A 22854-nucleotide genomic window follows, 5' to 3' on the forward strand; every position below is an offset into this window, starting at 1 on the left:
GTGGTCGCCTTGTCGAATTTCACGAACAGGATCAGGAACGCCATCCCGACCACCGAGCAGGCGAACGCGATCACCGCGTCGGACTGCCGGGCCTTGCGCACCAGCAGGCCGAGGAAGAACGAGCCGAGCAGCGCGCCGTAGGTGTAGCCGACGATCCCGAGGCCCTGCTGGATCACCGGGTCCTTCGAGTTGGTGAACATCGAGGCGAACACCGCGAACACCGCCGCCCAGATGAGTGTCCACATGCGACCGTGCCGGAGCAGCTTGGCGTCCTCGATCGATTTGTGCGTGAACCGCTGGTAGAGGTCGGCGATCGTCGAGGTGGACAGCGCGTTGAGCGCGGACGCGAGCGCGCCCATGGTCGAGGCCAGGATGCCGGCGATCAGCAGCCCTGCCAGCCCGACCGGCAGGTCGTTGACGATGAAGTTGGAGAACACGTCGTCGCCGGACATCTTCCCGGCCGCGACCGCGGTGGCCGTCGCGCCGGTCTTGCCGCCCGTGTAGACCCACAGCATCGCGCCGACGAGCAGGAACAGCGCGAACTGGACGAACACCACGAAGGCCGAGCCGATCAGCGCGCGCTGCCCGTCGCGCAGATTCCGGCACGACAGCAGACGGCCGACGATCAGCTGGTCCGCACCGTGCGAAGCCATCGACAGGAACGCGCCGCCGACCACCGCGCACAGGAACGCGTACGGGTTGGTGAGCAGGTTCGACGCGAAGTCGGTCAGCTGGAACCGGCCCTGGCTCGAAGCGATCTGCGTCCAGCCGGACGGCAGCTTCGTGGACAGGAAGATCACCGCGCCGATCGCGCCGAGGATGTAGAGCGACCACTGGATGACGTCGACCCAGATCACCGACTTGATGCCGCCGACGAACGCGTAGATCACGGTGAGCGCGGTCAGCAGCACGACGATGTGCCAGTACTCGGTGTGGATGCCGTAGTGGCTGAGGATCGCCTTGATCGGGATCGCCCCGGCGAACAGCCGCAGCCCCTCGGCGAGCAGCCGGGTCACCACGAAGGTGACCGACGCGGTGCCCTGCAGCCCGCGGCCGAAGCGGCGGCCGAGGAATTCGTACGCGCTCACGTAATTGCCGCGGAAGTAGCGCGGCAGCAGCACGAACGCGGCGATCACGCGGCCGATGATGTAGCCGAAAGCGACTTCCAGGAACAGGAACGCGCTGCCGAACACGAGCCCGGGCGTGGAGATCACGGTGAGCGTGGACGTCTCGGTGGCCACCACCGAGAGCGTGACCGCCCACCACGGCATGCTGCGTTCGCCGACGAAGTAGTCGTTCGCGGACTTCTGTCTGCGTCCGACCAGCACGCCGATGACCGGCATCGCCGCGAGGTACACGATGACGATCACCAGATCGACTGGATTCATGGGGTTCTCCTACCGTGATTGCCCGGATTCCGCGACCCGGAGCCGGGTCGCGGCGCCCCCCAGCGGGGCGGGGAGATTCAGGGGAGCCGCACCCGGCGTCAGCGCGCCGAGCAGGCGGGAACCGCTCGCGCCGGTGGCCGACGGCAGCGTCGCCGGGACGCCGCACCAGCTCAGCCAGCCGAGCAGCGCGGTCAGATAAGCCTCTTTGCCGGAACCGGGGAGGCCGAGGTCGTCGCTGGTGCGGAGGGCGCCTTCGGGCAGGTGCCGGGCAAGCGCGGCCATGGCGGCGGGATTCGCGACGCCGCCGCCGGACGCGATTACGGTCGCGACGCCGTGCCGCCGGCATTCCGCGGCGACCGTCGCGGCGGTCAGTTCGGTGAGCGTGGCCAGCAGATCCTCCGGGGACAACGGCGGCAGTCCGGACAGGGCTGCGTCAAGGTATCCGCCGTGGAAGTGCTCTTTGCCAGTGGATTTCGGGGGAGGAGCGGCGAAATAGGGGTCGGCGAGCAGCCGGTCGAGGAGGTCTTTCCGGACCGAACCGGCGAGCGCGAGCCGCCCGTCGACGTCGGCGGACAGCTTGCCGTCGCTCACGTGCGCGGCGGCGAGATCGAGCAACGCGTTCGCCGGGCCGGTGTCGTACGCGAGCACGTTGTCGGCCTGCGTGACCACGGTGATGTTCGCGATGCCGCCGAGGTTGAGCGCGGCCACCGGACGTCCGGTCTCCTCGGCGAGGCCGCGCAACCACATCGCGTCGAGCGTGCTCGCCAGCGGAGCGCCCTGACCGCCCGCGGTGATGTCGCGGATGCGGAGGTCGGCGATCACCGGCACTCCGGTGCGCTCGGCGATCCACGCCGGCTGGCCGAGCTGGAGCGTGCCGAGCGCGACGCCGTTTTCGACCCAGTGGTAGACGGTCTGGCCGAGCGAGGCGATGACGTCCACCGGTCCGTACGCGGCGATTCCGCGCGCCGCCGCGTCCGCGAACGCCTGACCGACGCGGGTGTCGAGGACGGTCAGCTGCCGTGCGCTGCTCGGCCGCGGCGGGAGGGCGTCGAGGAGGTCCGCGCGGAGGTCGGCGGGATAGGGCACGTCGAGTTCGCCGAGCGGGGTGAGGACGACTGTCCCGTTTTCCTCGCGGATTTCGGCGACCGCCACGTCGATCCCGTCCACGGAGGTGCCGGACAGCAGCCCGAGGACGCGGAAACAGTGGCCGGCGGGGGTGGTCATCCGATGTGGTCTAGTCAACGCGGAAGGGGTGGCGCAAGACGCTTCGTGGAGTCTTGGCCGAATCGGAACCGTTCGCGTTACTCGTTGGCCTCGCGGTGGGGTGTCCGGTGGCTTGTGCACGCGGATGACAGGATGGTGGCGTGTCGAGCACCTGGTTCTGGATCGTTGTCGTCGCCGTCGTCGTCCTGGTCGCCGTGCTGGTGTCCGGGCTGCTCATCGCGCGCAAGCGGCGGATCAGCATCGCCGAGCAGCGCAAGGTCGAGGAGAAGCCGAAGGGCGGCGGGTACGCCGCGAGCGGCGGTATCTCGCTGGCTCCCGGCGGGACGGCCGCCGAACCCGCGCCCGCTCCGGATCCGGTCGTCGAGCATCCCGTCGAGGACCGCCCGGAAACCGACGGCCAGCCCGCGGTCGGAGACGACGCCGCGGTCCCGCGCGACTCCGACCAGCGCACGGTGCGCGACGTCAAACTCCCCGAGCCGGTCGAGGAAGAAGCTCCCGAGGCTGTCGTCCCGGGAACGGTGGAGCCGATCGAGGAGATCGAATCCCCGAGCGGCCGCCTTGAGCGCCTGCGCGGCCGCCTGTCGAAGTCCCGCTCGGTGTTCGGGCAGAGCCTGCTGGGCCTCCTCGGCGGCGGCGACCTGGACGAGGACTCCTGGCAGGACGTCGAAGACACGCTGCTGATGGCAGACCTCGGCGCCGCCACCACGACCCAGATCGTGGACCGCCTGCGCGACGAACTGAACCGGCGCGCGGTGCGCACCTCAGGGGAAGCGCGCGAACTGCTGCACGAGGTGCTGACCGCGGCGCTTTCCACGGACGCCGAACGCTCGGTCCGCGCCCTGCCGCACGAGGTCGACGGCAAGAAGCAGCCCGCGGTCGTCCTCGTGGCCGGAGTGAACGGCACCGGCAAGACCACGACGACCGGGAAGCTGGCGCGCGTGCTGGTGGCGCAAGGCGGAACCGTCGTCCTCGGCGCGGCCGACACCTTCCGTGCCGCCGCCGCGGACCAGCTTCAGACCTGGGGCGAGCGCGTGGGCGCTTCGGTCGTGCGGGGCAAGGAAGGCGCGGACCCGGCGGCGGTCGCGTTCGACGCGGTCAAGCAGGGCATCAACGAGGGCGTGGACACGGTCCTGGTCGACACCGCGGGCCGGCTGCACACGAAGACCGGCCTGATGGACGAACTCGGCAAGGTGAAGCGAGTCGTGGAAAAGCAGGCGCGGGTGGACGAGGTGCTGCTCGTGCTCGACGCCACGACCGGACAGAACGGGCTCGCGCAGGCGCGGGTGTTCGCCGAGGTCATCGACGTCACGGGGATCGTGCTGACCAAACTCGACGGGACGGCCAAGGGCGGGATCGTGTTCCAGGTCCAGCGGGAGCTGGGGGTGCCGGTGAAGCTCGTGGGGCTGGGCGAGGGGCCGGATGATCTGGCTCCGTTCGAGCCGGGAGCGTTCGTGGACGCTCTGCTGGGCTGACGGAGGGCTCGAAAGAGAGCTTGGGCAAGAGCGCCGACGCGTTGCAGCAGGCCGTCGGCAAGCCAGCCAGTGGGAGTCGATGCAGTGAACCGCGTAATCCTCCGCCCGCTCACCGAAGCCGACCGGCCGAGAGTCCACGGGATCCTCTCCGCCCCGGAAGTGACGCAGTGGTGGGGAGATCCCGACGAAGAAACCGCCAGCCTCCTCGCCAAAGACGAAGCACAGGCCTACGCCATCGAGCACAACGGCCAGACCGTCGGCATCATCCAAAGCTGGGAAGAAACCACACCCCGCTACCGCCACGCCGGCATCGACCTCGCCGTGCACCCGGACCACTACGGTCTCGGGCTCGGCGCGGAGGCGATCCGGATCCTCGCCCAGCGCCTGTTCGACCAGGGACACCACCGGATCACCATCGACCCGGCGGCGGCCAACCATCGCGCGATCCACGTGTACGAGAAGCTCGGCTTCCGCCGCGTCGGCGTCCTCCGCGACTACGAGCAGGGCCTCGACGGGACCTGGCACGACGGCCTGCTGATGGACCTCCTCAAAGGCGAACTCAAAGACGATCTCAAGGGCGAACTCAAGTAACCGGCAGCTGCTGCGAAAGCCGGTCCGCGATCTTCTGCACCACCGGCGCGATGTGGCTCACCGCGTCCGCCGTCAGCCGTCCGGACGGGCCGGAGACCGACACCGCGGCGGGCACCGGGGCGCCGGGGATCGCGACGGCGATGCAGCGCACGCCCAGTTCCTGCTCCGCCTCGTCCAGCGCGTAACCCTGTCCGGCGATCTTCTTCAGCTCGACCGCCAGCGCGTCAGGGTCGGTGAAGGTGTGCTCGGTGTAGGCGGGCATCCCGGTGCGTTCCAGCAGCGCCGCGACCTCGTCGGCGGGCAGTTCCGCCAGCATCGCCTTGCCCACGCCGGTGCCGTGCGGCAGCAACCTCCGGCCGACCTCGGTGAACATCCGCATCGAGTGCTTCGACGGCACCTGTGCGACATACACCACCTCGTCGCGTTCCAGCACCGCCAGGTTCGCCGTCTCGCCGACCTCCTCGACCAGTTCCACCAGCAGCGGCCGCGCCCACGCGCCGAACTGCATGCTGGCGTTCTCGCCGAGCCGGATCAGCCGGGCGCCGAGCGCGTAGTGCCGGTTGGTGTTCTGCCGGACGTAGCCCAGCGACACCAGCGTGCGGATCAGCCGGTGGATCGTCGGCATCGGCAGCCCGGACAGGGTCGCCAGCTCCGACAGGCTGGCCTCGCCGCCAGTGTCCGCCAGGTGCTCCAGCAGCTCGAACGCGCGCTGCAGGGACTGGACGCCGCCGTCTCGTCCGCTCTTCTCAGCCGCCACCAGTGGTCCTCCTCACAGACCCGATTGATGTTCCGCTATGCAGAAACTATAGTCCGTCAGGTAAAAACCGTAGGGACGTTATCCAAAGCACTACTCGGGGTGTTGCGCATGTCTGAGGTCCAGGTTCTCGGCGGGTCCGTCGAGCGTGGGGACGAGATTCTGACGCCGGAAGCCCTCGCTTTCGTAGCGGGCTTGCACGACGAGTACGCCGCGCGGCGTGACGAACTGCTCGTCGCGCGGGGCAAGCGGCGCGAGGAGGCCCGCACCACCGGCCGCCTCGATTTCCTGGCCGAGACCAAGGAGATCCGCGAGGGCGACTGGCAGGTCGCCGGCGCTCCGCCCGCGCTGCGCGACCGCCGCGTGGAGATCACCGGTCCGACCGATCGCAAGATGACCATCAACGCCCTCAACTCCGGCGCCAAGGTGTGGCTCGCCGACTTCGAGGACGCCAACACGCCGCACTGGGCGAACGTCGTGGGCGGCCAGGTCAACCTGTCCGACGCGATCCGCGGCACGATCACGCTCGACCAGAACGGCAAGCACTACGAGCTGAAGCCGGACGTCGAGCACGCCACCATCGTGGTCCGCCCGCGCGGCTGGCACCTCGACGAGCGGAACCTGACCTTCGGCGGGCGCAAGGGCGTCGGCGCGCTGGTCGACTTCGGCCTGTACTTCTTCCACAACGCGCAGGAGCTGCTCAACCGCGGCAAGGGCCCGTACTTCTACCTGCCGAAGATGGAAAGCCACCTCGAAGCGCGGCTGTGGAACGACGTGTTCACGCACGCGGAGAAGGCGCTCGGCATCCCGCACGGCACCGTCCGCGCCACCGTGCTGATCGAGACCATCCCGGCCGCGTTCGAGATGGAAGAGATCCTCTACGAACTGCGTGAGCACGCTTCCGGCCTCAACGCCGGCCGCTGGGACTACCTGTTCAGCGTCATCAAGTACTTCCGCGACGCGGGCGAGAAGTTCGTGCTGCCGGACCGCAACTCGGTCACCATGACCGCGCCGTTCATGCGCGCCTACACCGAACTGCTCGTGCGCACCTGCCACAAGCGCGGCGCGTTCGCGATCGGCGGCATGGCCGCGTTCATCCCGAGCAAGGACCCGGAAGTCAACAAGGGCGCCTTCGAAAAGGTGCACGCCGACAAGTCGCGGGAGGCCGGGGACGGCTTCGACGGTTCGTGGGTCGCGCACCCGGGCATGGTCGCACTCTGCAAGGAGGAGTTCGACAAGGTCCTCGGTGACCAGCCCAACCAGCTGGGCCGCACCCGCGACGAGGTGACCGTGACCGCCGACCAGCTGCTGGACGTCGCCTCGACGCCGGGCAGCGCCACCGCGGCCGGTCTGCGCGCGGCGGTCGACGTCGGCATCCGCTACCTGGCCTCGTGGCTGGGCGGCAACGGCGCGGCGGCGATCCACAACCTGATGGAGGACGCCGCCACGGCCGAGATTTCGCGGTCGCAGGTGTGGCAGTGGGTCAAGAACGGCACGCAGCTGGACAACGGCGAGAAGGTCACCGCGGAGCTGGTGCGCGGAGTCGTCGCCGACGTCCGCGGCGAGCTGGCCGCGGAGGTCTCCGACGATCTGCTGAAGCCCGCGGTCGAGCTGTTCGAGCAGGTCGCGCTGGCCGACGAGTTCCCGGACTTCCTGACCCTGCCGGCGTACGAGCACATCCAGTAATGGGCGGCGGACGACTCGCCGAGGACGTCTACACCGCCGCCGACGCGCGCTTGGCCGAGGCCGATGCGCGCGTGGCGGCGCGGTATCCCGGCGAGTCTCCTGGCCGTCGTCCGGTGCACACGGTGTACGTGCCGGCGTCGCAGTACCGGACGCGTCTGGTCGCCGACTGGGGCAAACAGGCGATGCGGGTCTTCATCGAACACGGCGACCTGCTGAACCTCGACCCGGCGGTGTACGAACGGGTCCGCGAAAAGCTCCTCACCGAGCCGATCGAGGATCTCCGCATCGACTTCGAGGACGGTTTCGGCCATCCCGGCGACGAAGCGGAGGACGCGGCCGCGGAGACCGCCGGGCGCACACTCGCGACCACCGGCGGTACTCCGTTCGTCGGAATCCGGTTCAAGAGCTTCGAAGCCGCGACGCGACGCCGGGGCATCCGGACGCTCGATCTGTTCCTGTCGGGCCTGCTGTCCGAAGGATCGCTGCCGGACGGATTCGTGGTGACGCTGCCGAAGGTCACCGCGGTCGAACAGGTCGAAGTCGCCGCGGAAGTGTTGGGGCGACTGGAAACCGCGTACGGACTGGCGGACCGCTCGCTGCGGTTCGAGGTGCAGATCGAGACCGCGCAGTCGATTCTCTCGACCGACGGCACGGTCTCGGTGGCACGGATCATCCAGGCCGCGGACGGCCGGTGCTCCGGGCTGCATTACGGGACCTACGACTACAGCGCGGGTCTCGGCATCAGCGCGGCGTACCAGAGCATGGCCCACCCGGCGGCGGACTTCGCGAAGCAGTTCATGCAGGTCGCGGCTGCCGGAACGGGCGTGCGGCTGTCGGACGGTTCGACCAACCGGCTCCCGATCGGCGACGATCTGCCGGGCGCGTGGGCGGAACACCTGCGCCTGGTGCGGCGGTCGCTGGAGAACGGCTTTTACCAGGGCTGGGACCTGCATCCGCACCAGCTGCCGACCCGGTACGCGGCGACGTACGCCTTCTATCGCGAGGGTGCCCCGGTGGCGGCCAAGCGGTTGCAGGACTACGCGTCGAAGACCGCCGGGGGAGTGCTCGATGAGCCTGCCACGGCGGAGGCGCTGGCGCGGTATCTGCTGGGCGGGTTTCAGTGCGGGGCGCTGGCGGAGTCGGAGCTGCCGTTCGAGGCGGCGCGGCTGGATGCGTACGCGCGGCGGCAAGCCTGAACTTCTCGCGAGTGCCTGTGCTACTCCGCGCAGGCACTCACGAGGCGGGAACCTCTCCGGCATGTGCGCGTCGCGAGGCGGTAGTGCGCCCCAATGTGGCATTGGGTGCGTCACACGCACCCAATGCCACATTGGGGCGCTTGAACCGTAGGCAGCCGGAACGCGGTACGCCCTAACCCGGATAGGCACTCACGAGGCCTCAGCTGGAGCAGCCCTCCGCGATCGCCGCCGTGTCCCAGTAGAACGGCCGCACCTCGGCGATCCGCCCGCCCTCGATCCGGATCGCCTGCAGGATCGGAAACTCCAGCTCCCGTCCGGTCGCCCGCGCCCGCGCGCGGACCCGGGTAAGCACCACCGACGTCGCGCCGAGGGCGAGAAAATCCTGCTCGCCGATCTCGAACGACGCCCACGTCCGGCCCATCGCGAGGAAGAACTTCTCCAGTCCGGCGTGGCCCCGCCAGGTGCCGCCGAACGGCAGTCCGGCAGCCTGGTGCAGTACGACATCCTCGGCGAAATACGGGGCCAACGGGGAGAAGGAAGCCGAGCCGGGGCCGCCCGCGGCGAAATACTCAGCTTCGGCTCGATACATGCCGTGCAGCACGGCAGCGGGATCAGTCACAGGCGTCAGCCTCGCCATTCCGGGCGGGCGCCGCTGGCGGCAATCGGACTTCGCGGTCTCCGCACGTTCTGCCGGTCGCCCTGGGTAGACTTCACGCCGGTCTTTTCAGGGGCGGGAAAGGAAACACATGGCTGAGGAAACCGGGACGGTCGAAACGCTGGAGTTCCAGTCCGAGGCGCGCCAGCTGCTTCAGCTGATGATCCACTCGATCTACTCGAACAAGGACATCTTCCTGCGCGAGCTGGTCTCGAACGCCTCCGACGCGCTGGACAAGCTGCGGCTGGAGACGTACCGCGACAAGGATCTGCAGGCCGAGACCGACAACCTGCACATCGAGATCCTCCTCGACGCCGACGCGCGCACCCTCACCGTGCGCGACAACGGCATCGGGATGAGCCGGGACGACGTCGTCAACCTGATCGGCACGATCGCGAAATCCGGCACCGCCGACTTCCTGCGCAAGCTGAAGGAGTCGAAGGAATCCGCGGGCCAGGACCTGATCGGGCAGTTCGGCGTCGGTTTCTACTCCAGCTTCATGGTCGCCGACAAGGTCACCCTGGTGACCCGGCGCGCGGGCACGGACGAGGGCGTCCGCTGGGAGTCGACCGGCGAGGGCACCTACACGATCGAATCGCTCTCCGACGCCCCGCAGGGCACCTCGGTGACGCTGCACCTCAAGCCCGCCGACGACGAGGACCACCTCTACGACTACACGTCGCCGTGGAAGGTGCGCGAGATCGTCAAGCGCTACTCCGACTTCATCACCTGGCCGGTCCAGATGGCCAAGACCGGTGAGGACGAAGAAGGTCTCGAGACCGTCAACTCGATGAAGGCGCTGTGGGCGCGTTCGAAGGACGAGGTCTCCGACGAGGAGTACCACGAGTTCTACAAGCACATCAGCCACGACTGGACCGACCCGCTCGAGACGGTCCGGATGCAGGCGGAGGGCACCTTCGAGTACCAGGCGCTGCTGTTCCTGCCTTCGCGCGCGCCGATGGACCTGTTCATGCGGGACGCGAAGCGCGGCGTGCAGCTGTACGTCAAGCGCGTGTTCATCATGGACGACTGCGAAGCGCTGATGCCGAACTACCTGCGCTTCGTGAAGGGGGTCGTCGACGCACAGGACCTGTCGCTGAACGTGTCGCGCGAGATCCTGCAGCAGGACCGGCAGATCCGCGCGATCCGGCGGCGGCTGGAGAAGAAGATCCTCTCCACGGTCAAGACGATGATGACCGAGGACGCCGAGAAGTACGCGACGTTCTGGTCCGAGTTCGGCCGCGCGGTCAAGGAAGGCCTGATCGACGACCCGGAGAACCGGGAGCAGATTCTGGAGATCTCGTCGTTCGCCTCGACGCACCACGCGGAGAAGCCGACCTCGCTGCGCGACTACGTGTCGCGGATGAAGGACGGCCAGGAGCACATCTACTACCTGACCGGCGATTCGCGCACCACGATCGAGAACTCGCCGCACCTGGAAGCGTTCCGCGCCAAGGGGTACGAGGTGCTGATCCTCACCGACCCGGTCGACGAGATGTGGGCCGACGCGGTGAGCGGTTTCGACGGCAAGACGTTCCAGTCGGTCGCGAAGGGCGAGGTCGACCTCGGCGACGAGACGACTGAGGAGAAGAAGGCCGAGTACGAAGACCTGCTGAAGTGGATGTCGGCGACGCTGTCCGACACCGTGAAGGAGGTCCGGCTGTCGTCGCGGCTGACCACGTCGCCGTCCTGCATCGTCGGCGACGCGGGCGATCTGACGCCGACGCTGGAGAAGATGTACCGCGCGATGGGGCAGGAACTGCCGCCGGTGAAACGGGTTCTGGAGCTGAACCCGGAGCACGCGCTGGTGACCGGCCTCCGCAAGGCGTTCGCCGAGCACCCGGAGGACGCCTCGCTGGCCGAAACGGCGGAGCTGCTGCACGGGATGGCTCTGCTCGCCGAGGGTGGGGAGCTGAGCGACCCGAGCCGGTTCCTGAACCTGGTGGCGGATCGCGCGGCCAAGGCGTTGTGACGGGTACTCGTGAGTGGCGATCCCGGTTCTCACCGGGGTCGCCGCTCACGAGACCTTCCGGAGGCAGCATGAGGACAGTCGTCGAACACGCCGCGATCGCCACAGTCAGCGGCCCCGAATACCGCAATGGGCACGTCGTCCTCGAAGACGACCGCATCGCAGCCGTCGGCGACGGCGCCTACACCGGCGAGGCGGACGAACGCGTCGACGCCGCCGGCTGTCTCGTCACGCCGGGCCTCGTGAACACCCACCACCACCTGTACCAATGGGCAACCCGCGGCTGCGCCGCCGACCACACGCTGTTCGAGTGGCTGGTCGCGCTGTACCCGGTGTGGGCGAAGCTGGACGCGGACCTCACGCATGCTGCGGGCTCCGCCGGAATGGCGCGGCTCGCCCTGAGCGGCTGCACCACGGTCGCCGACCATCACTACGTCTTCCCGGCCAATGGCGGCGACCAAGTGGCCGCGCTCGTCGCCGCGCGGGAGCGGATCGGGTTGCGGTTGCACCTGGTCCGCGGCTCGATGGACCGCGGCGAATCGGACGGCGGGCTGCCGCCGGACAGCCTGGTCGAGACCGCCGAGGACGCGCTTCTCGGCACCGAAGCCGCCATCGACCGCTATCACGACGCCTCGCCGGGCGCGCACCTGCAGATCGCGGCGGGTCCGTGTTCGCCGTTCACCGTCACCGAGCAACTGATGACCGGCGCGGCGGAGCTGGCCCGGCGCAAGGGCGTCCGGCTGCACACGCACCTGGCCGAAACCCAGGACGAGGAAAAGCAATGCCTCGCCGAAACCGGGCTGACGCCCGCGGAGTACGCGGACAAACTGGGCTGGCTGGCGTCGGACGTCTGGCTGGCGCACACCGTGCACCTCGCGCCGGACGCGATCCGCCGGTTCGGCGCGACCGGCACCGGTTCCGCGCATTGCCCGACGTCGAACGGCAGGCTGGGCAGCGGAATCGCCCCGGTGCGGGACCTGCTCGACGCCGGTGCGCCGGTCGGATTGGGCGTCGACGGCGCGGCTTCGAGCGAATCCGGCGGGCTGGCCGAGGAGCTGCATCAGGCGTTGCTGCAGGCCCGGCAACGCGGCGGGCCGACCGGCCTGACCACGCGGGAAGCGTTGTGGCTCGGGACCATGGGCGGCGCGCGGTGCCTCGGCCGGGAGCGGGAGATGGGCTCGCTGGAGGCCGGGAAGCTCGCGGATCTGGCGGTGTGGGATCTGAACGGGCTGAACTACGCGGGCATCGACGACCCGGTCGCGGCGTTGGTGCTGGCCGCGCCGCCGCCGCTGCGGAGGCTGTTCGTGGGCGGGAAGACAGTGGTGGACCGGGGGCGGCTGAAGTCCGCGGACGAGACGGTGATCGCGGACGAACTGGCGAAGGCGAGCGCTCGGCTGCGGGAAGGCTGAGCGCGGTGGGCTGTCCTCGAGAACAGAAGCAGCCGCAATTCTGAACCGCGCCTGGCGGTCCTGGATTTCCGTCGGCAGAAAGCGATGAGTCCGCGCGGCGATTTCTGGCAGGACGCTGAGAATGCGCCGCAATTCGGTCGGACTGTCCGAAAGCGACGCCCCCGCGGCCGGGATATGCTTTCGGGAAAGCGGGCGGGCGAGCGGAGAACGTGCGGTGGCGACAGAACTGACCCCGGTGCCGATTCCGGCACTGGCGCCAGCCCCGTCGGCGAAAGGAACGAAACGCGCGCTCGGCGCGGCCGTGGCCGCGGTGCTGCTCGCGGCGGCGTTCCTGGTGGTGCTGCACGTCGACCGCTACTGGGGGCCGATCGACCCGGTCAGCGCGATGCTCAGCGACTACGCCTGGACTCCCGGCTGGTGGATGTGGGCGGCGGCGATGCTGCTGACGTCGGCCGGTTCGGTGGTGGTCGCCGTGGTCCTGCGCCGCCAGGGGCTTCTGCGCGGGCCGCTGACGCTTGTCGCGATGACTGCCTGGTGTGCCGGGCTCGCGGCGGTCGCGTTGTTCACCAAGGATCCGCAGGGAAATGCGGTGACGCTGATCGGCAAAGTGCATCTCGGCGCGACCGGGATCAGTTGCGTGAGTTTGCCGCTGGCGGGCTGGCTGCTCGCCCGGGCGCACCGGAATTCGCCGCGATGGCGGGGTTATGCGCGCTGGTCGGGTATTTTGGCGTTGACGGCCGTGCCGTTCTTTCTGCCGTTTCTCATTCCGTTCGCGGCCAATGTCGCGTTCGGGCAGCATCTGCCGACCGTCGCGACCGGGCTCGTGGAACGGCTGATGGCGGTGCTGGAACTGGTCGAACTGCTGGTGCTGGCCGGATGGGCGTGGCGCGCGGCGGAGTGATCAGGCGGCGGAGCGATCAGGTCGCGTCGGGATCGACCGGCGGCCGTTCGTTCGCCCGCAACGGAACCGGTGCCGGAACCGGCGGCGGGGTCGGAGCCGCGGCCGCGGGAGCGTCGTCGAACAGGTACTTCGTCACGGCCGCCCTCGGGTTGGCCCTCCGCAGGGACTGCAGTTCCTGCAACGGTTTCCGCAGTTCCTGGTACTCCGGGCCGAGTTCCGCTTCCAGCTGGGCCTTGGTCCCGGCGGCGAAACCGCGGACCCGGTTGAGCGACTGCGCGACCCAGCGCGCCGCCTCGGGCAGCCGTTCCGGGCCCAGGATGAACAACCCGGCGAGCAGCAAAATCACGATGTGGTCGATGCTGAGACCGAACACCGGCCACCTCCCGCGGACCCGGACGACGCCTCCAGCTTAGCCGTCCGAGGGGCGGCGTTTCCCGTCGTCGCCCAGTTCAGTCAGCAGTCTTCGTGCGACATCGACCACTGCCGCGCCCGCGACCGCCATCGGTTCGGTCGTCCGCATGGAGCGGCACAGCACGAACGCGCCCTCCAGGCTGGTGACCAAGGCGAGCGTGAGCGTGCGGGCCTGCTCCTCGGGAAGGCCGAAGGCGGTGAATCCCTTGGTGCCCGCTTTCGTCCACGCTTCGAAGACGTCCGCGGTGGCCTTGCGCAGGGGTTCGTTCGTGGTCGCCACTTCAAGCGCGACGGTCGCGATCGGGCAGCCCTCGACGTAGTCCGTTTCGAGCAGCGTGGTGACCGCCGCCCCGAAGAACGTTTCGAGGCCGGTGATCAGGTCCGGTGCCGGCGTGATGAAGACTTCGAACAGCTGCCCGTACTGCATCCCCGAGGTGCGTACCACTTCTTCGCCCAGCTGTTCCTTGCCGCCGGGGAAGAAGTGGTACACCGACCCGAAGGGCGCGCCGGCCTTCTCGACGATCTGCTTCATGCCGGTGCCGGCGTACCCGCCTTGCCGGAACAACTCCGCCCCGGCGGCGAGGATGCGGTCCTTGGTGCCAGTCACGACACCGAGGATAGCTCCTGCACAGTAGAGCGTTCTATCAAGCGCGGGCGGAGCACCAGGTTCAGCACCACCGCGGTCACGCAGCCCGCGCTGATCCCGGAGTTGAGCACGACCTGCAGCGCCGCCGGGAACCCGGAGTAGAAGTCCGGCATGGCGATCGGGATCAGCCCGACGCCGAGCGACGCGGCGACGATCGCGACGTTCACCGGATGCTCGAACGACGCCTTCGCGAGCGTCCGGACGCCGCTCACTGCCACGCTGCCGAACAGCACCAGCCCGGCTCCGCCGAGCACCGGCTGCGGCACCAGCGCGATGATCCCGCCGGTCACTGGGAACACTCCCAGCAGCACGAGCACCAGCCCGCTGGCCGCGACCACGTACCGGCTCACCATGCGGGTGAGCGACACGAGGCCGATGTTCTGCGCGAACGCGGTGCAGGCGAACCCGCCGAAGATCGTGCCGACGGCGGTGGATAGCCCGTCCGCGCGCAGGCCGTCGGCCAGCACGCGGCTGGTGGTCGGCCGGTCCACGATCTCGCCGAGCGCCAGCAGGTCGGCGGTGCTTTCGGCCATCACCACCAGCATCACGATGAGCATCGAGACGATCGCCGCGACGTCGAACGCCGGGGTGCCGAAGTGGAACGGCGTGACGATGCCGAACACCGGGGCCTGGCGCAGCGTCGACGTGTCGACCTGGCCGAGCGGCCACGCCACGGCGGTGCCTGCGACTAAGCCGAGCAGCAGCGCGATCCGGCTCCAGAACCCGGTCAGGAACCGGGTGAAGACGAGGACCGCGACCAGGGTGATCCCGGCCAGCATCAGCCCGGTGGGCTTGGCCGCCTTCTGCTGCGCGGCGATCCACTGCACGGCGACCGGCAGCAGCGAAATCCCGATGAGCGTGATGACCGTCCCCGTCACCACCGGCGGGAAAAACCGCGTCAGCTTGGAGAAAAACGGCGCGGCGAGCACTACGAACACGCCGCCGGCGAGCGTCGCGCCGTACACGACGCCCAACGCGTTGCCGTCGCGATGCTGTGCGGCGATGGACAGAATGGGTGCGACGGCGGCGAAAGTGACGCCGTTGACCAGCGGCAGCCTGGCCCCGAAGCGCCAGAAGCCCGAGGGTTTGCAACAGGGTGGCCAGTCCCGCGGTGAACAGCGCCGCGCTGATCAGCAGCGCGAGCTGGCCGGGGGAGAGGCCGACGGCCGCGCCGATGACGAGCGGTGGGGCCACCACTCCGGCGTACATGGCCGCGACGTGCTGGATTCCTCCGAGGATCAACTGCGGCAGTGGAGGCGCCGCGTCCACGGGGTGCCGAGAAGGTCGTTCCTGTGTAACTGACATGCGCTCTCCCGGAGGGGACTCGGGGCTAGAGCACGGCGTCGGTCCAGGCCGGGCCGGGCTCTTCGGCTTCGTCGCGGACCACCGTGCCTTCGATGAGGCCGTACGGCCGGTCAGCGGCGTAGAACACCTCGTTGTGGTTCTCGAGGCCGAAGGGGCTTAGATCGACGAGGAAATGATGCTTGTTGGGCAAGGAGAACCGGATCTCGGCTACTTCCGGCCGTGCCTTCAGCACGGCTTCGCCCATCGCGTACAGGGTCTGCTGCAGCGAAAGACTGTGCTTGGTGGCGAACGTTTCCAGGAGCGTCCGCCGGATCTCCCGGTGGCTCTTGGCCCAGTCGATCCCGGTGAATCCCTCGTAGCGCCAGCGCGCGGTCACGGCGGTGGCGAGAATGCGGTCGTCGGTTTCGGCGAGAGTGGTGTATTCGTCCTTCGGGTAGCCGTGGAATTCGGACCCGGTGGACTTGAGCACGGTCAGACCGTCCACTCCGGACACCACCCAGGCGCGGTCGGCGTGCACGGTGACGGTGGTGGTGCGGCGTTCTCCGCCGGAGCGGCTGAACGAGTGGTCGTGCGGCGCGCCGTCCACCGGGATGCGGTCCCACTCCTGCTCTTCGACGGAGATCCGCGCGCCGGTGATCTTCTCCTGGGTGCCGACGAAGTGCTGGCCGAGCCGCAGCGCGAAGTCCTCGATCTCGCCGACGTCCTGCTGCTTGGCGAACGCGTACACCGTGTTCTTCTGCGTGTCGGTGGCCAGTACAGCGGAGTTGTCGCCGGTGAGGTGCGTGGCCGACAGGTCTCCGCGCAGGGCCGAGGACACCGTGAGGTCGCGCAGATGGTGCACGCCGCCGGTGCGCCGGACGGTGACGAGGCGGACCTCTGCCTTGCCGTACTGGTTGGGGCCCAAGGAGATTCCCATGTCAGCTCCCGCGATAGGTGGAATAGGCGAACGGGCTCAGCAGCACCGGCACGTGGTGGTGCGACGTGCCGTCGGCGATCCGGAAAGCGATCGTGACGTCGGGGAAGAACGCCTCCGGGCCGAGGTAGCTCCCGGTGTCGAAGATCAGCCGGTACACGCCGGGGTCGAGCGTGTCCGGTCCGAGGTCGCGGATGCGGCCGTCGTCGTCGGTGGTGCCTTCGGCGAGCAGCGTGCCGTCCTGACGTTCGAAGCGCACTGAGATCCCGGCGGCGGGTTTTCCGTTCGCGGTGTCGAGGACGTGGGTGGTTACCAAACTCATGCCGTTACTGCTTTCGCCAGGCGCAGTTGCGCGATCTTGGCCAGCTCCGCGCCGGCGACGTCGAGTTCGGTCTCCGGGTCGTTGCCGAGCCGGGACCGCAGGTTCGCGAGAAGCTCTTCTCCGCTGCGCCCGCTGGCGCACACCAGGAACACGTGCCCGAAGCGTTCTTCGTATTCGGCATTGGCGGCGGCGAATTCGTCCGCGTTGTCCACGCCGGACTGCTCCGAACGGGACCAATCGGCGTCGCTGCCCTTGCTGGCCGGGCGTTCGCCGATCCTGGGGTGCGCGGCGATCGCGTCGCGGATCTCGTTGCGCCGCAACGGAGTCGCGCTGTCGGCGCTCTTGCTCAACGCGGCGAAATCGGCGTACGGGCGGCCGTTGAGCACGGTGTCGACCCAACGCGGCACGGCCAGGCAGGCGGTGAGCGTCGGCCGGAGTTCGGCGGCGGACGCGGAGTTGAACTCGGCGAGTGCGAGCGGCAACGGAATCTCCTCCGGGGAGGTGGTGTTCCGCTGACCGTACGGCCGGGCCGAGCGTGCGTCAACACTTTGTTGAAGCGCGGCCCGCGGTTGTTTCAGTCGGCTTCCCGGTTGAGGTAGTTGTAGACCGTGAACCGCGTGACGCCCAGTTCCTCGGCGACGGCCGAAACCGATTTCCGCAGGTTGAAGGCCCCTCGTTCGCGCAGCAGGCGGACCGCGCGCTGCTTTTCCGGGCGGTCGAGATCGCGGAGTTTCGAACCGAGTTCGCGTTCCACGTCGGAGATCAATCGCGACAGCGCGCTGTTGAGTTCGACGGCCGGAACGGGGTCGGAATCGTCGGTCCGGCGCAGTTGCAGCGTCACCCGGGTGGCCCCGCCTTCGAGGGCGGCGCGGGCGATCGACGGCAACGCGGCGAACAGTTCGTCGGCGCTCCCGCGGGCCAGGGTGCCGAGCGGGCCGAAGTCGGTGTCGAGCCCGGCCGCGTCGGCGGCGTCGCGGGCGCGGACAGCGTGCTCCGGCGGTGCGCCCTCGCCGCGGAACGGCTCGCTGGTGAACTCGGCTTCCAACTCCACCCGGTGACCGTAACGTGGTAGGGACGGCGTTGACGAGCCGGGAAGAACGTGTCTAATCTCGGTGGGCGAAAGACTCTTTCCGTAACGTGGAACTGGAGGGTGCCGTCGATGGACCTCGTGGTGCGGGCTGCGCGCGCGGTGACCCCGGCCGGTCTCGGACCGGCGACGATCGGCGTGCGGGACGGCCGGATCGCCGCGGTCGAACCCGGCGTCGTCGAGATGCCGGGCACGCGGGTCGTCGACCTGGCCGGGGACGAGGTGCTGCTGCCTGGTCTCGTGGACACCCACGTGCACGTCAACGACCCTGGGCGCGCCGAATGGGAAGGCTTCGAGACTGCCACGCGAGCGGCCGCGGCCGGTGGCGTCACGACCATTGTGGACATGCCGCTCAACAGCCTGCCGCCGACGGTCGACGTGGCCGCGCTGGAGGTCAAGCGCAAGGCGGCGAGCGGCCGGGTGCACGTGGACGTCGGGTTCTGGGGCGGCGCGATTCCCGGAAACGAAGGCGATCTGCGCGGGCTGCACGACGAGGGCGTCTTCGGGTTCAAATGCTTCCTGCTGCACTCCGGCGTAGACGAGTTCCCGCCGTTGGACGCGGCCGGTCTGGAATCCGCGCTGCGCGAGCTGAAGTCGTTCGACGCGCAGATGATCGTGCACGCAGAGGATTCCGACGCGATCGACGCGGCCCCCGATCCGCACGGCGAGAAGTACCACGACTTCCTCGGTTCCCGCCCGCGCGGCGCGGAAAACCTGGCCATCACGCACGTGATCGAGGCCGCCCGGCGCACCGGCGCTCGCGCGCACATCCTGCATCTGTCCTCTTCGGACGCTCTGCCGCTGATTTCCAGCGCCCGCCGCGAGGGTGTCGAGCTGTCGGTGGAAACCTGCCCGCACTACTTGTCGTTCGTCGCGGAGGAAATCCGGGACGGGGCAACACAATTCAAATGCTGTCCGCCGATCCGCGAAGCGGCGAACCGGGAATTGCTGTGGCAAGGTTTGGCGGACGGCGTGATCGACACGATCGTGAGCGACCATTCGCCGTGCACGCCGGAGCTGAAACGCTTTGACACCGGCGATTTCGGCCTCGCCTGGGGTGGCATTTCCAGCCTGCAGCTCGGTCTGCCCGCGATCTGGACGCAGGCGCGCCAGCGCGGCTTCGGCCTCGTGGACGTGGTGCGGTGGATGGCCGAACGTCCGGCCGCGCAGGTCGGGATGACGCGCAAGGGCAAACTGGAAGTGGGCGGTGACGCCGATTTCTGCGTCTTCGCGCCGGACGAAGCCTTCGTCGTGGACGTCGCGAAGCTCAAGCACCGCAACCCGGTGAGCGCCTACGACCAGCGTCCGCTGGCCGGTGTCGTGCGCGGCACCTGGCTGCGCGGCGAGCCGGTGACCGGCGACCGTCCTCAAGGGACTCTGCTGGCCCGGGGCAATTGCTGAAGAGATGGAGGAGCACGTGTCCGACCGTCCGGAGTGGACCGCCCAGCCCGATCTGGCCTCGCGCCTGTTCGGGGGCACCGTGATGTGGGCGAGCGACGAACTGTTCGCCGAAAAGGAAAACCTGGTCAACCCGTGGCGGCCGGCGCACCGCGCCGAAACGTTCGGCCCGAAGGGCCAGGTGTACGACGGCTGGGAGACCCGGCGGCACCGCGAACCCGGCGACGACCACGCGCTCGTCCGCCTCGGCCTCGGCGGCGTGGTGTCCGGGGTAGTGGTGGACACGGCTTTCTTCAAGGGCAACTACCCGCCGTTCGTGTCCGTGGCGGCGACGTCCGTCCCCGGCTACCCGAGCGCGGCTGAACTGCAGGACGCCGACTGGGACGTCCTGGTCGACCACGAACCCGCGGCCGGCGACTCGGAGAACTTCTACAAGGTGACGTCCTCGCGGCGCTACACCCACGTGCGCCTCACCCAGCACCCCGACGGCGGCGTCGCGCGACTGCGGGTGCACGGCTCTCCCGTCCCCGATCCCGCACTGCTGGATCCACGCTCGCTGGACTTGGCCGCTTTGGAAAACGGCGCGGTCGTCACCGGATGCAGCGACATGTTCTATTCGTCGCCGAACAACATGCTGTCGCCGGGGCTGGCCGCGCACCAGGCGGAAGGCTGGGAAACCGCCCGCCGCCGAGACGACGGCAACGACTGGGCGACGGTGTCGCTGGCGGGCGCGGGCTTGATCCGGTTCGTGGAGCTGGACACCAGCAACCTCAAGGGAAACGCGCCCGGCTGGGCGTCGGTGAGCGGCCGCCTCGACGAGGGCGAGTGGGTGGAACTGTTGCCGCGCACCAGGTTGCAGCCCGACACCCGGCACCGGTTCGCCCTGGCCGAGGACGGCCCCGAGGTGACCGAAATCCGGCTCGACATCTACCCCGACGGCGGCCTCGCCCGGCTCCGGCTGTTCGGCGAGCTGAGCAAACGCGGCCGGGAAGCCCTGACCGCGCGGTTCGCGGAGACGTCCGACTGAGGTTCCGGTCCGTGAAGGGCCCCTTGAGGGAATCAGATTCCCTCAAGGGGCCCTTCACGGCTTTTGGGCCGGTTACTCCCCGCCGCTTCCTTCTGCCGCGGGGTCCGGGTGCTCCTTGCGCCACTCCTCGTCCGAGGCCTTCCAGGCTTCCTCGGCCTGCATGTGGATGTCGGTGATCGCCTTGTCGAAGTTGATCGAGTCCTTGCCGACCCAGCCCGCGAAGTTCTTGCTGCTCTTGGCGTCCGCCAGACCCTTCATGAAGGGGTACAGGTTCGGATGCGTCTTGAAGTAGTCGTCCGGGGCCTTGACGATGTCTTTCCAGACGTTCTTCCCGCCGGTGTACTTCTGGACCTGGGGGAGGCTGCACATGTTTTCGAGCCAGCTTTCGTGCTTCTTCATCCAGCTGAACTCGTACGGCTTGAACGGCGACTGCGGTCCGGAGGGCCGTCCGGACCCGCCTCCCTCGCCCTGAGTGTTCCCGTGCTCGCCGCCGCCCTGGTTGCCTTCCTGGTGGTTGCCGCCGCCTGTGTTCTCGTCGTGGTGGTTGCCGCCGGCGTTGTTGTCGTGCTGGTTGCCGCCGCCCGCGTTCTCGTCGTGGTGGTTGTTCCCGCCTGGGGCGTCGTCGTGGCCAGGGTTGTTGCCCGGCGCATCGTCGTGGTGGTTGTTGCCGCCGCCCGCATTGTCGTCGTGGTGATTGCCGCCAGCGTTGTCGTCGTGGTGGTTGCCGTTGTTCTCGTGGTTCGGGTTGTTGCCCGGGTGGTCTTCCTGGTGGTTGCCGCCGGGAGTGTCGTCGTGCGGGGTGTTGCTGCCGCCGGGGTTGTCCTCGTGGTGGTTGTTCCCGCCGGGGGTGTTGTCGTGGCCGGTGTTGTTGCCCGGCGTGTTCTCGTGATTGCCGCTGCCGCCCGGGGCGTCCTCGTGGTGCGGGTTGCCGCCAGGCGTGTCGTGCGGACGGTTGGGCGGCGGGTTGAAGTGCTGATCCGCGGCCAGCCAGGTGTCGAACGGGTCGTCCTCGTGCGGCTGGTTGTTCGGCCGCTCTTCGTGCGGGTTGTTGTTTCCGCCGGGGGTGTCGTCGTGATGGTTGTTCCCGCCCGGCGTGTCGTCGTGCTGGTTGTTGCCACCTGGGGCGTCGTCGTGGCCAGGGTTGTTGCCCGGCGCATCGTCATGGTGATTGTTGCCGCCGCCGGGATTGTCGTCGTGGTGATTGCCGCCGCCCGGAGCGTCGTCGTGCGGCGTGTTGTGCCCGCCGTTCCCGCCGCCCCCGCCGCCGTGGTTCCCGCCCCCAGGCGGAAGATCGGTCATCTCGTGGTTGTTCCCACCGCCGTGCGTGCTGCCGCCACCGCCGTGCGTCCCGCCACCGCCGCCGCGCGAGGGCTTGACCTTCTCCGCCAGCTGGGCCAGCCGGCTCGCGGTCCGTCCGCCGAGCCCGACGATCCGGGCGATCTTGGACGCCATCGTCAGCGCCAGCGAGATCCCGGACCGGATCACGTTGCCCACTCCGACGACGATCGACGCGCCGAAGGTGAACGCCGCCATCGCCAGTGCGATCAGCATGGTCGCGATGACGTCGCCGAGGAACGTCGTGATGAGGTCGCGGATCAGCGAGCGCACCACGGTGACCAGGGCCATCGTCGTTTTGACCACGTAACCCGCGACGTCGACCGCTTCCCCGGCGCTGTCGATCTGGCCGCGCCGGTCGCCGATGTTCTTCTTGAACGCCTCCGCGCCCTCGCCCTGCCAGTTGGCGACCGTCTTCTGCAGCGTGGTGTCGAGGTCCTTCGCCGCGTTTCGCAGGTTCTCAGCGGTCTTGTGCAGTTCCTCGGCCATCTTGTTGATCGCCGCGGGGTCGCCCGCCAGCTTGTCGAGGCCCTCTTTGAGGAACGAGATGTGCTCGATCAGCCAGCCGAGCCCGGCCGCGATCAGCTTGCCGAACGGGTCCAGGACGAACGCCGCGGTGTCCGCGACCGCGCCGATAATCGACACACCGAGTTCGACGCCCACCGCGGCCGCGTCGGCGCCGTGCAGGTGCTGGATCTCCTGGATCGACGAGACGACGCTGTGCCAGCTGTCCGCGACGCCCGCGCCGGTGGTGTTGTTCGAATCGGTGATGGGGACGACGACGCTCATTTCACCTGCTCCGGCTTGAACTTGTCGAACGCCTTCGCGAGGTCCTGGTCGCCCTTGCTGTACTGCTCGCTGGCCTGGCGCGTCTTGTCCGCGCTGTCGGTCACGTCCTTCGCGACGCCGTGCAGATTGTCGGAGACGGCCTTCAGCGCGATCCGCGCCGGAATCGCGAGCACCTGCGCGAGCACGACGCCGAACGCGTCGATGTCCCCGCCGTTGGCGTCGTCCACCGCCTTCGCGGAGTCGTCCACCGTGGGCACGGTGGTCTTGTCCAGGTACTCGCTGAATTTGTGCAACTCGTCCGGATGGACGGTGAAGCCGTTCCCTGCCACCAACACTCCTTCGCCTGCCGCGCATCGGGCCGCGCCGAGTAGAGCAG

At 68.8% G+C, this 22854-nt stretch carries 21 protein-coding genes and 1 pseudogene; 9 read left to right on the top strand and 13 right to left on the bottom strand.

Features of this window, described 5'->3' with window-relative positions:
- On the bottom strand, positions 1 to 1388 hold a 1388-nt coding region (locus ACWGIC_RS34315), incomplete at its 3' end, for a sodium:solute symporter (RefSeq protein ID WP_452080078.1).
- Positions 1389 to 1397: 9 nt separating this feature from the next.
- Complete coding sequence (locus tag ACWGIC_RS34320; RefSeq protein WP_452080079.1) at positions 1398 to 2612, bottom strand: anhydro-N-acetylmuramic acid kinase; 1215 nt, start codon at positions 2610 to 2612, stop codon at positions 1398 to 1400.
- Positions 2613 to 2752: 140 nt separating this feature from the next.
- Here ACWGIC_RS34320 and ftsY point away from each other — a divergent pair, with 140 nt between their 5' ends.
- The gene (gene ftsY, locus ACWGIC_RS34325; RefSeq protein ID WP_452080080.1) at positions 2753 to 4084 is read left to right on the top strand and encodes a signal recognition particle-docking protein FtsY; all 1332 of its coding nucleotides are present in this window, start codon (positions 2753 to 2755) and stop codon (positions 4082 to 4084) included.
- Between the two features lie 84 nt (positions 4085 to 4168).
- Positions 4169 to 4675: a GNAT family N-acetyltransferase gene (locus ACWGIC_RS34330; RefSeq protein WP_452080081.1), complete on the top strand. Its 507-nt coding sequence runs from the start codon at positions 4169 to 4171 to the stop codon at positions 4673 to 4675.
- Here the strand turns inward: ACWGIC_RS34330 and ACWGIC_RS34335 are convergent.
- Positions 4668 to 5432, bottom strand: coding sequence for an IclR family transcriptional regulator (locus ACWGIC_RS34335; protein WP_409182459.1), 765 nt, complete (start codon positions 5430 to 5432; stop codon positions 4668 to 4670). The genes ACWGIC_RS34330 and ACWGIC_RS34335 overlap by 8 nt on opposite strands.
- A gap of 108 nt (positions 5433 to 5540) precedes the next feature.
- On the opposite strand from ACWGIC_RS34335, the gene aceB reads away from it, so the two are divergent.
- Both aceB and ACWGIC_RS34345 read left to right on the top strand, forming a co-directional pair.
- Positions 5541 to 7115, top strand: coding sequence for a malate synthase A (gene aceB / locus ACWGIC_RS34340; protein WP_452080082.1), 1575 nt, complete (start codon positions 5541 to 5543; stop codon positions 7113 to 7115).
- A complete protein-coding gene (locus ACWGIC_RS34345) occupies positions 7115 to 8311 on the top strand; it encodes a DUF6986 family protein (protein WP_452080083.1) in 1197 nt (398 codons plus the stop codon). The genes aceB and ACWGIC_RS34345 overlap by 1 nt, the downstream gene beginning before the upstream one ends.
- Positions 8312 to 8510: 199 nt before the next feature.
- Here ACWGIC_RS34345 and ACWGIC_RS34350 read toward each other — a convergent pair whose 3' ends face one another.
- Positions 8511 to 8930 (bottom strand): nuclear transport factor 2 family protein, encoded by a 420-nt coding sequence (locus tag ACWGIC_RS34350; protein WP_452080084.1) that lies wholly within the window; start codon positions 8928 to 8930, stop codon positions 8511 to 8513.
- 127 nt (positions 8931 to 9057) lie between these two features.
- Here ACWGIC_RS34350 and htpG point away from each other — a divergent pair, with 127 nt between their 5' ends.
- From htpG to ACWGIC_RS34365, 3 genes are all read left to right on the top strand, one after another.
- Positions 9058 to 10938 (top strand): molecular chaperone HtpG, encoded by a 1881-nt coding sequence (gene htpG, locus ACWGIC_RS34355; RefSeq protein WP_452080085.1) that lies wholly within the window; start codon positions 9058 to 9060, stop codon positions 10936 to 10938.
- Positions 10939 to 11006: 68 nt separating this feature from the next.
- Positions 11007 to 12344, top strand: coding sequence for an 8-oxoguanine deaminase (locus tag ACWGIC_RS34360; RefSeq protein ID WP_452080086.1), 1338 nt, complete (start codon positions 11007 to 11009; stop codon positions 12342 to 12344).
- Between the two features lie 214 nt (positions 12345 to 12558).
- Positions 12559 to 13245, top strand: a complete 687-nt coding sequence (locus tag ACWGIC_RS34365; RefSeq protein ID WP_452080087.1) for a DUF998 domain-containing protein — start codon at positions 12559 to 12561, stop codon at positions 13243 to 13245.
- A gap of 16 nt (positions 13246 to 13261) precedes the next feature.
- On the opposite strand, the gene ACWGIC_RS34370 is transcribed toward ACWGIC_RS34365, so the two are convergent.
- The 7 genes and pseudogenes from ACWGIC_RS34370 to ACWGIC_RS34400 form a co-directional block, all read right to left on the bottom strand.
- On the bottom strand, positions 13262 to 13618 hold the full coding sequence (locus ACWGIC_RS34370) for a twin-arginine translocase TatA/TatE family subunit (protein ID WP_452080088.1): 357 nt from the start codon (positions 13616 to 13618) through the stop codon (positions 13262 to 13264).
- Between the two features lie 36 nt (positions 13619 to 13654).
- Positions 13655 to 14263, bottom strand: coding sequence for a TetR/AcrR family transcriptional regulator (locus ACWGIC_RS34375; RefSeq protein WP_452080089.1), 609 nt, complete (start codon positions 14261 to 14263; stop codon positions 13655 to 13657).
- Positions 14260 to 15607, bottom strand: a pseudogene (locus tag ACWGIC_RS34380) (nucleobase:cation symporter-2 family protein). Before ACWGIC_RS34380 ends, ACWGIC_RS34375 begins: the two are co-directional and overlap by 4 nt.
- A 25-nt stretch (positions 15608 to 15632) precedes the next feature.
- Complete coding sequence (gene pucL, locus ACWGIC_RS34385) at positions 15633 to 16523, bottom strand: factor-independent urate hydroxylase (RefSeq protein WP_452080090.1); 891 nt, start codon at positions 16521 to 16523, stop codon at positions 15633 to 15635.
- A gap of 1 nt (position 16524) precedes the next feature.
- Positions 16525 to 16842 carry a hydroxyisourate hydrolase gene (gene uraH, locus ACWGIC_RS34390; protein ID WP_452080091.1) on the bottom strand — a complete coding sequence of 106 codons (318 nt, stop codon included), beginning with the start codon at positions 16840 to 16842 and terminating at the stop codon, positions 16525 to 16527.
- Positions 16839 to 17324, bottom strand: coding sequence for a 2-oxo-4-hydroxy-4-carboxy-5-ureidoimidazoline decarboxylase (uraD, locus tag ACWGIC_RS34395; protein ID WP_452080092.1), 486 nt, complete (start codon positions 17322 to 17324; stop codon positions 16839 to 16841). The genes uraH and uraD overlap by 4 nt, the downstream gene beginning before the upstream one ends.
- Positions 17325 to 17416: 92 nt before the next feature.
- Positions 17417 to 17893, bottom strand: coding sequence for a helix-turn-helix domain-containing protein (locus ACWGIC_RS34400; protein WP_452080093.1), 477 nt, complete (start codon positions 17891 to 17893; stop codon positions 17417 to 17419).
- 108 nt (positions 17894 to 18001) lie between these two features.
- Between ACWGIC_RS34400 and allB the strand changes: the two genes are divergently transcribed.
- Together allB and alc are read left to right on the top strand one after the other, a co-directional pair.
- The gene (gene allB, locus ACWGIC_RS34405) at positions 18002 to 19330 is read left to right on the top strand and encodes an allantoinase AllB (protein ID WP_452080094.1); all 1329 of its coding nucleotides are present in this window, start codon (positions 18002 to 18004) and stop codon (positions 19328 to 19330) included.
- 4 nt (positions 19331 to 19334) lie between these two features.
- Complete coding sequence (gene alc / locus ACWGIC_RS34410; protein ID WP_452080095.1) at positions 19335 to 20354, top strand: allantoicase; 1020 nt, start codon at positions 19335 to 19337, stop codon at positions 20352 to 20354.
- 72 nt (positions 20355 to 20426) lie between these two features.
- On the opposite strand, the gene ACWGIC_RS34415 is transcribed toward alc, so the two are convergent.
- Both ACWGIC_RS34415 and ACWGIC_RS34420 read right to left on the bottom strand, forming a co-directional pair.
- Entirely contained in the window at positions 20427 to 22478 is a 2052-nt protein-coding gene (locus tag ACWGIC_RS34415) for a hypothetical protein (protein ID WP_452080096.1), read from the bottom strand.
- A complete protein-coding gene (locus ACWGIC_RS34420) occupies positions 22475 to 22807 on the bottom strand; it encodes a type VII secretion target (protein WP_452080097.1) in 333 nt (110 codons plus the stop codon). The genes ACWGIC_RS34415 and ACWGIC_RS34420 overlap by 4 nt, the downstream gene beginning before the upstream one ends.
- Positions 22808 to 22854: the final 47 nt, after the last annotated feature.

This window comes from Amycolatopsis sp. NPDC054798 (genome assembly GCF_053611505.1).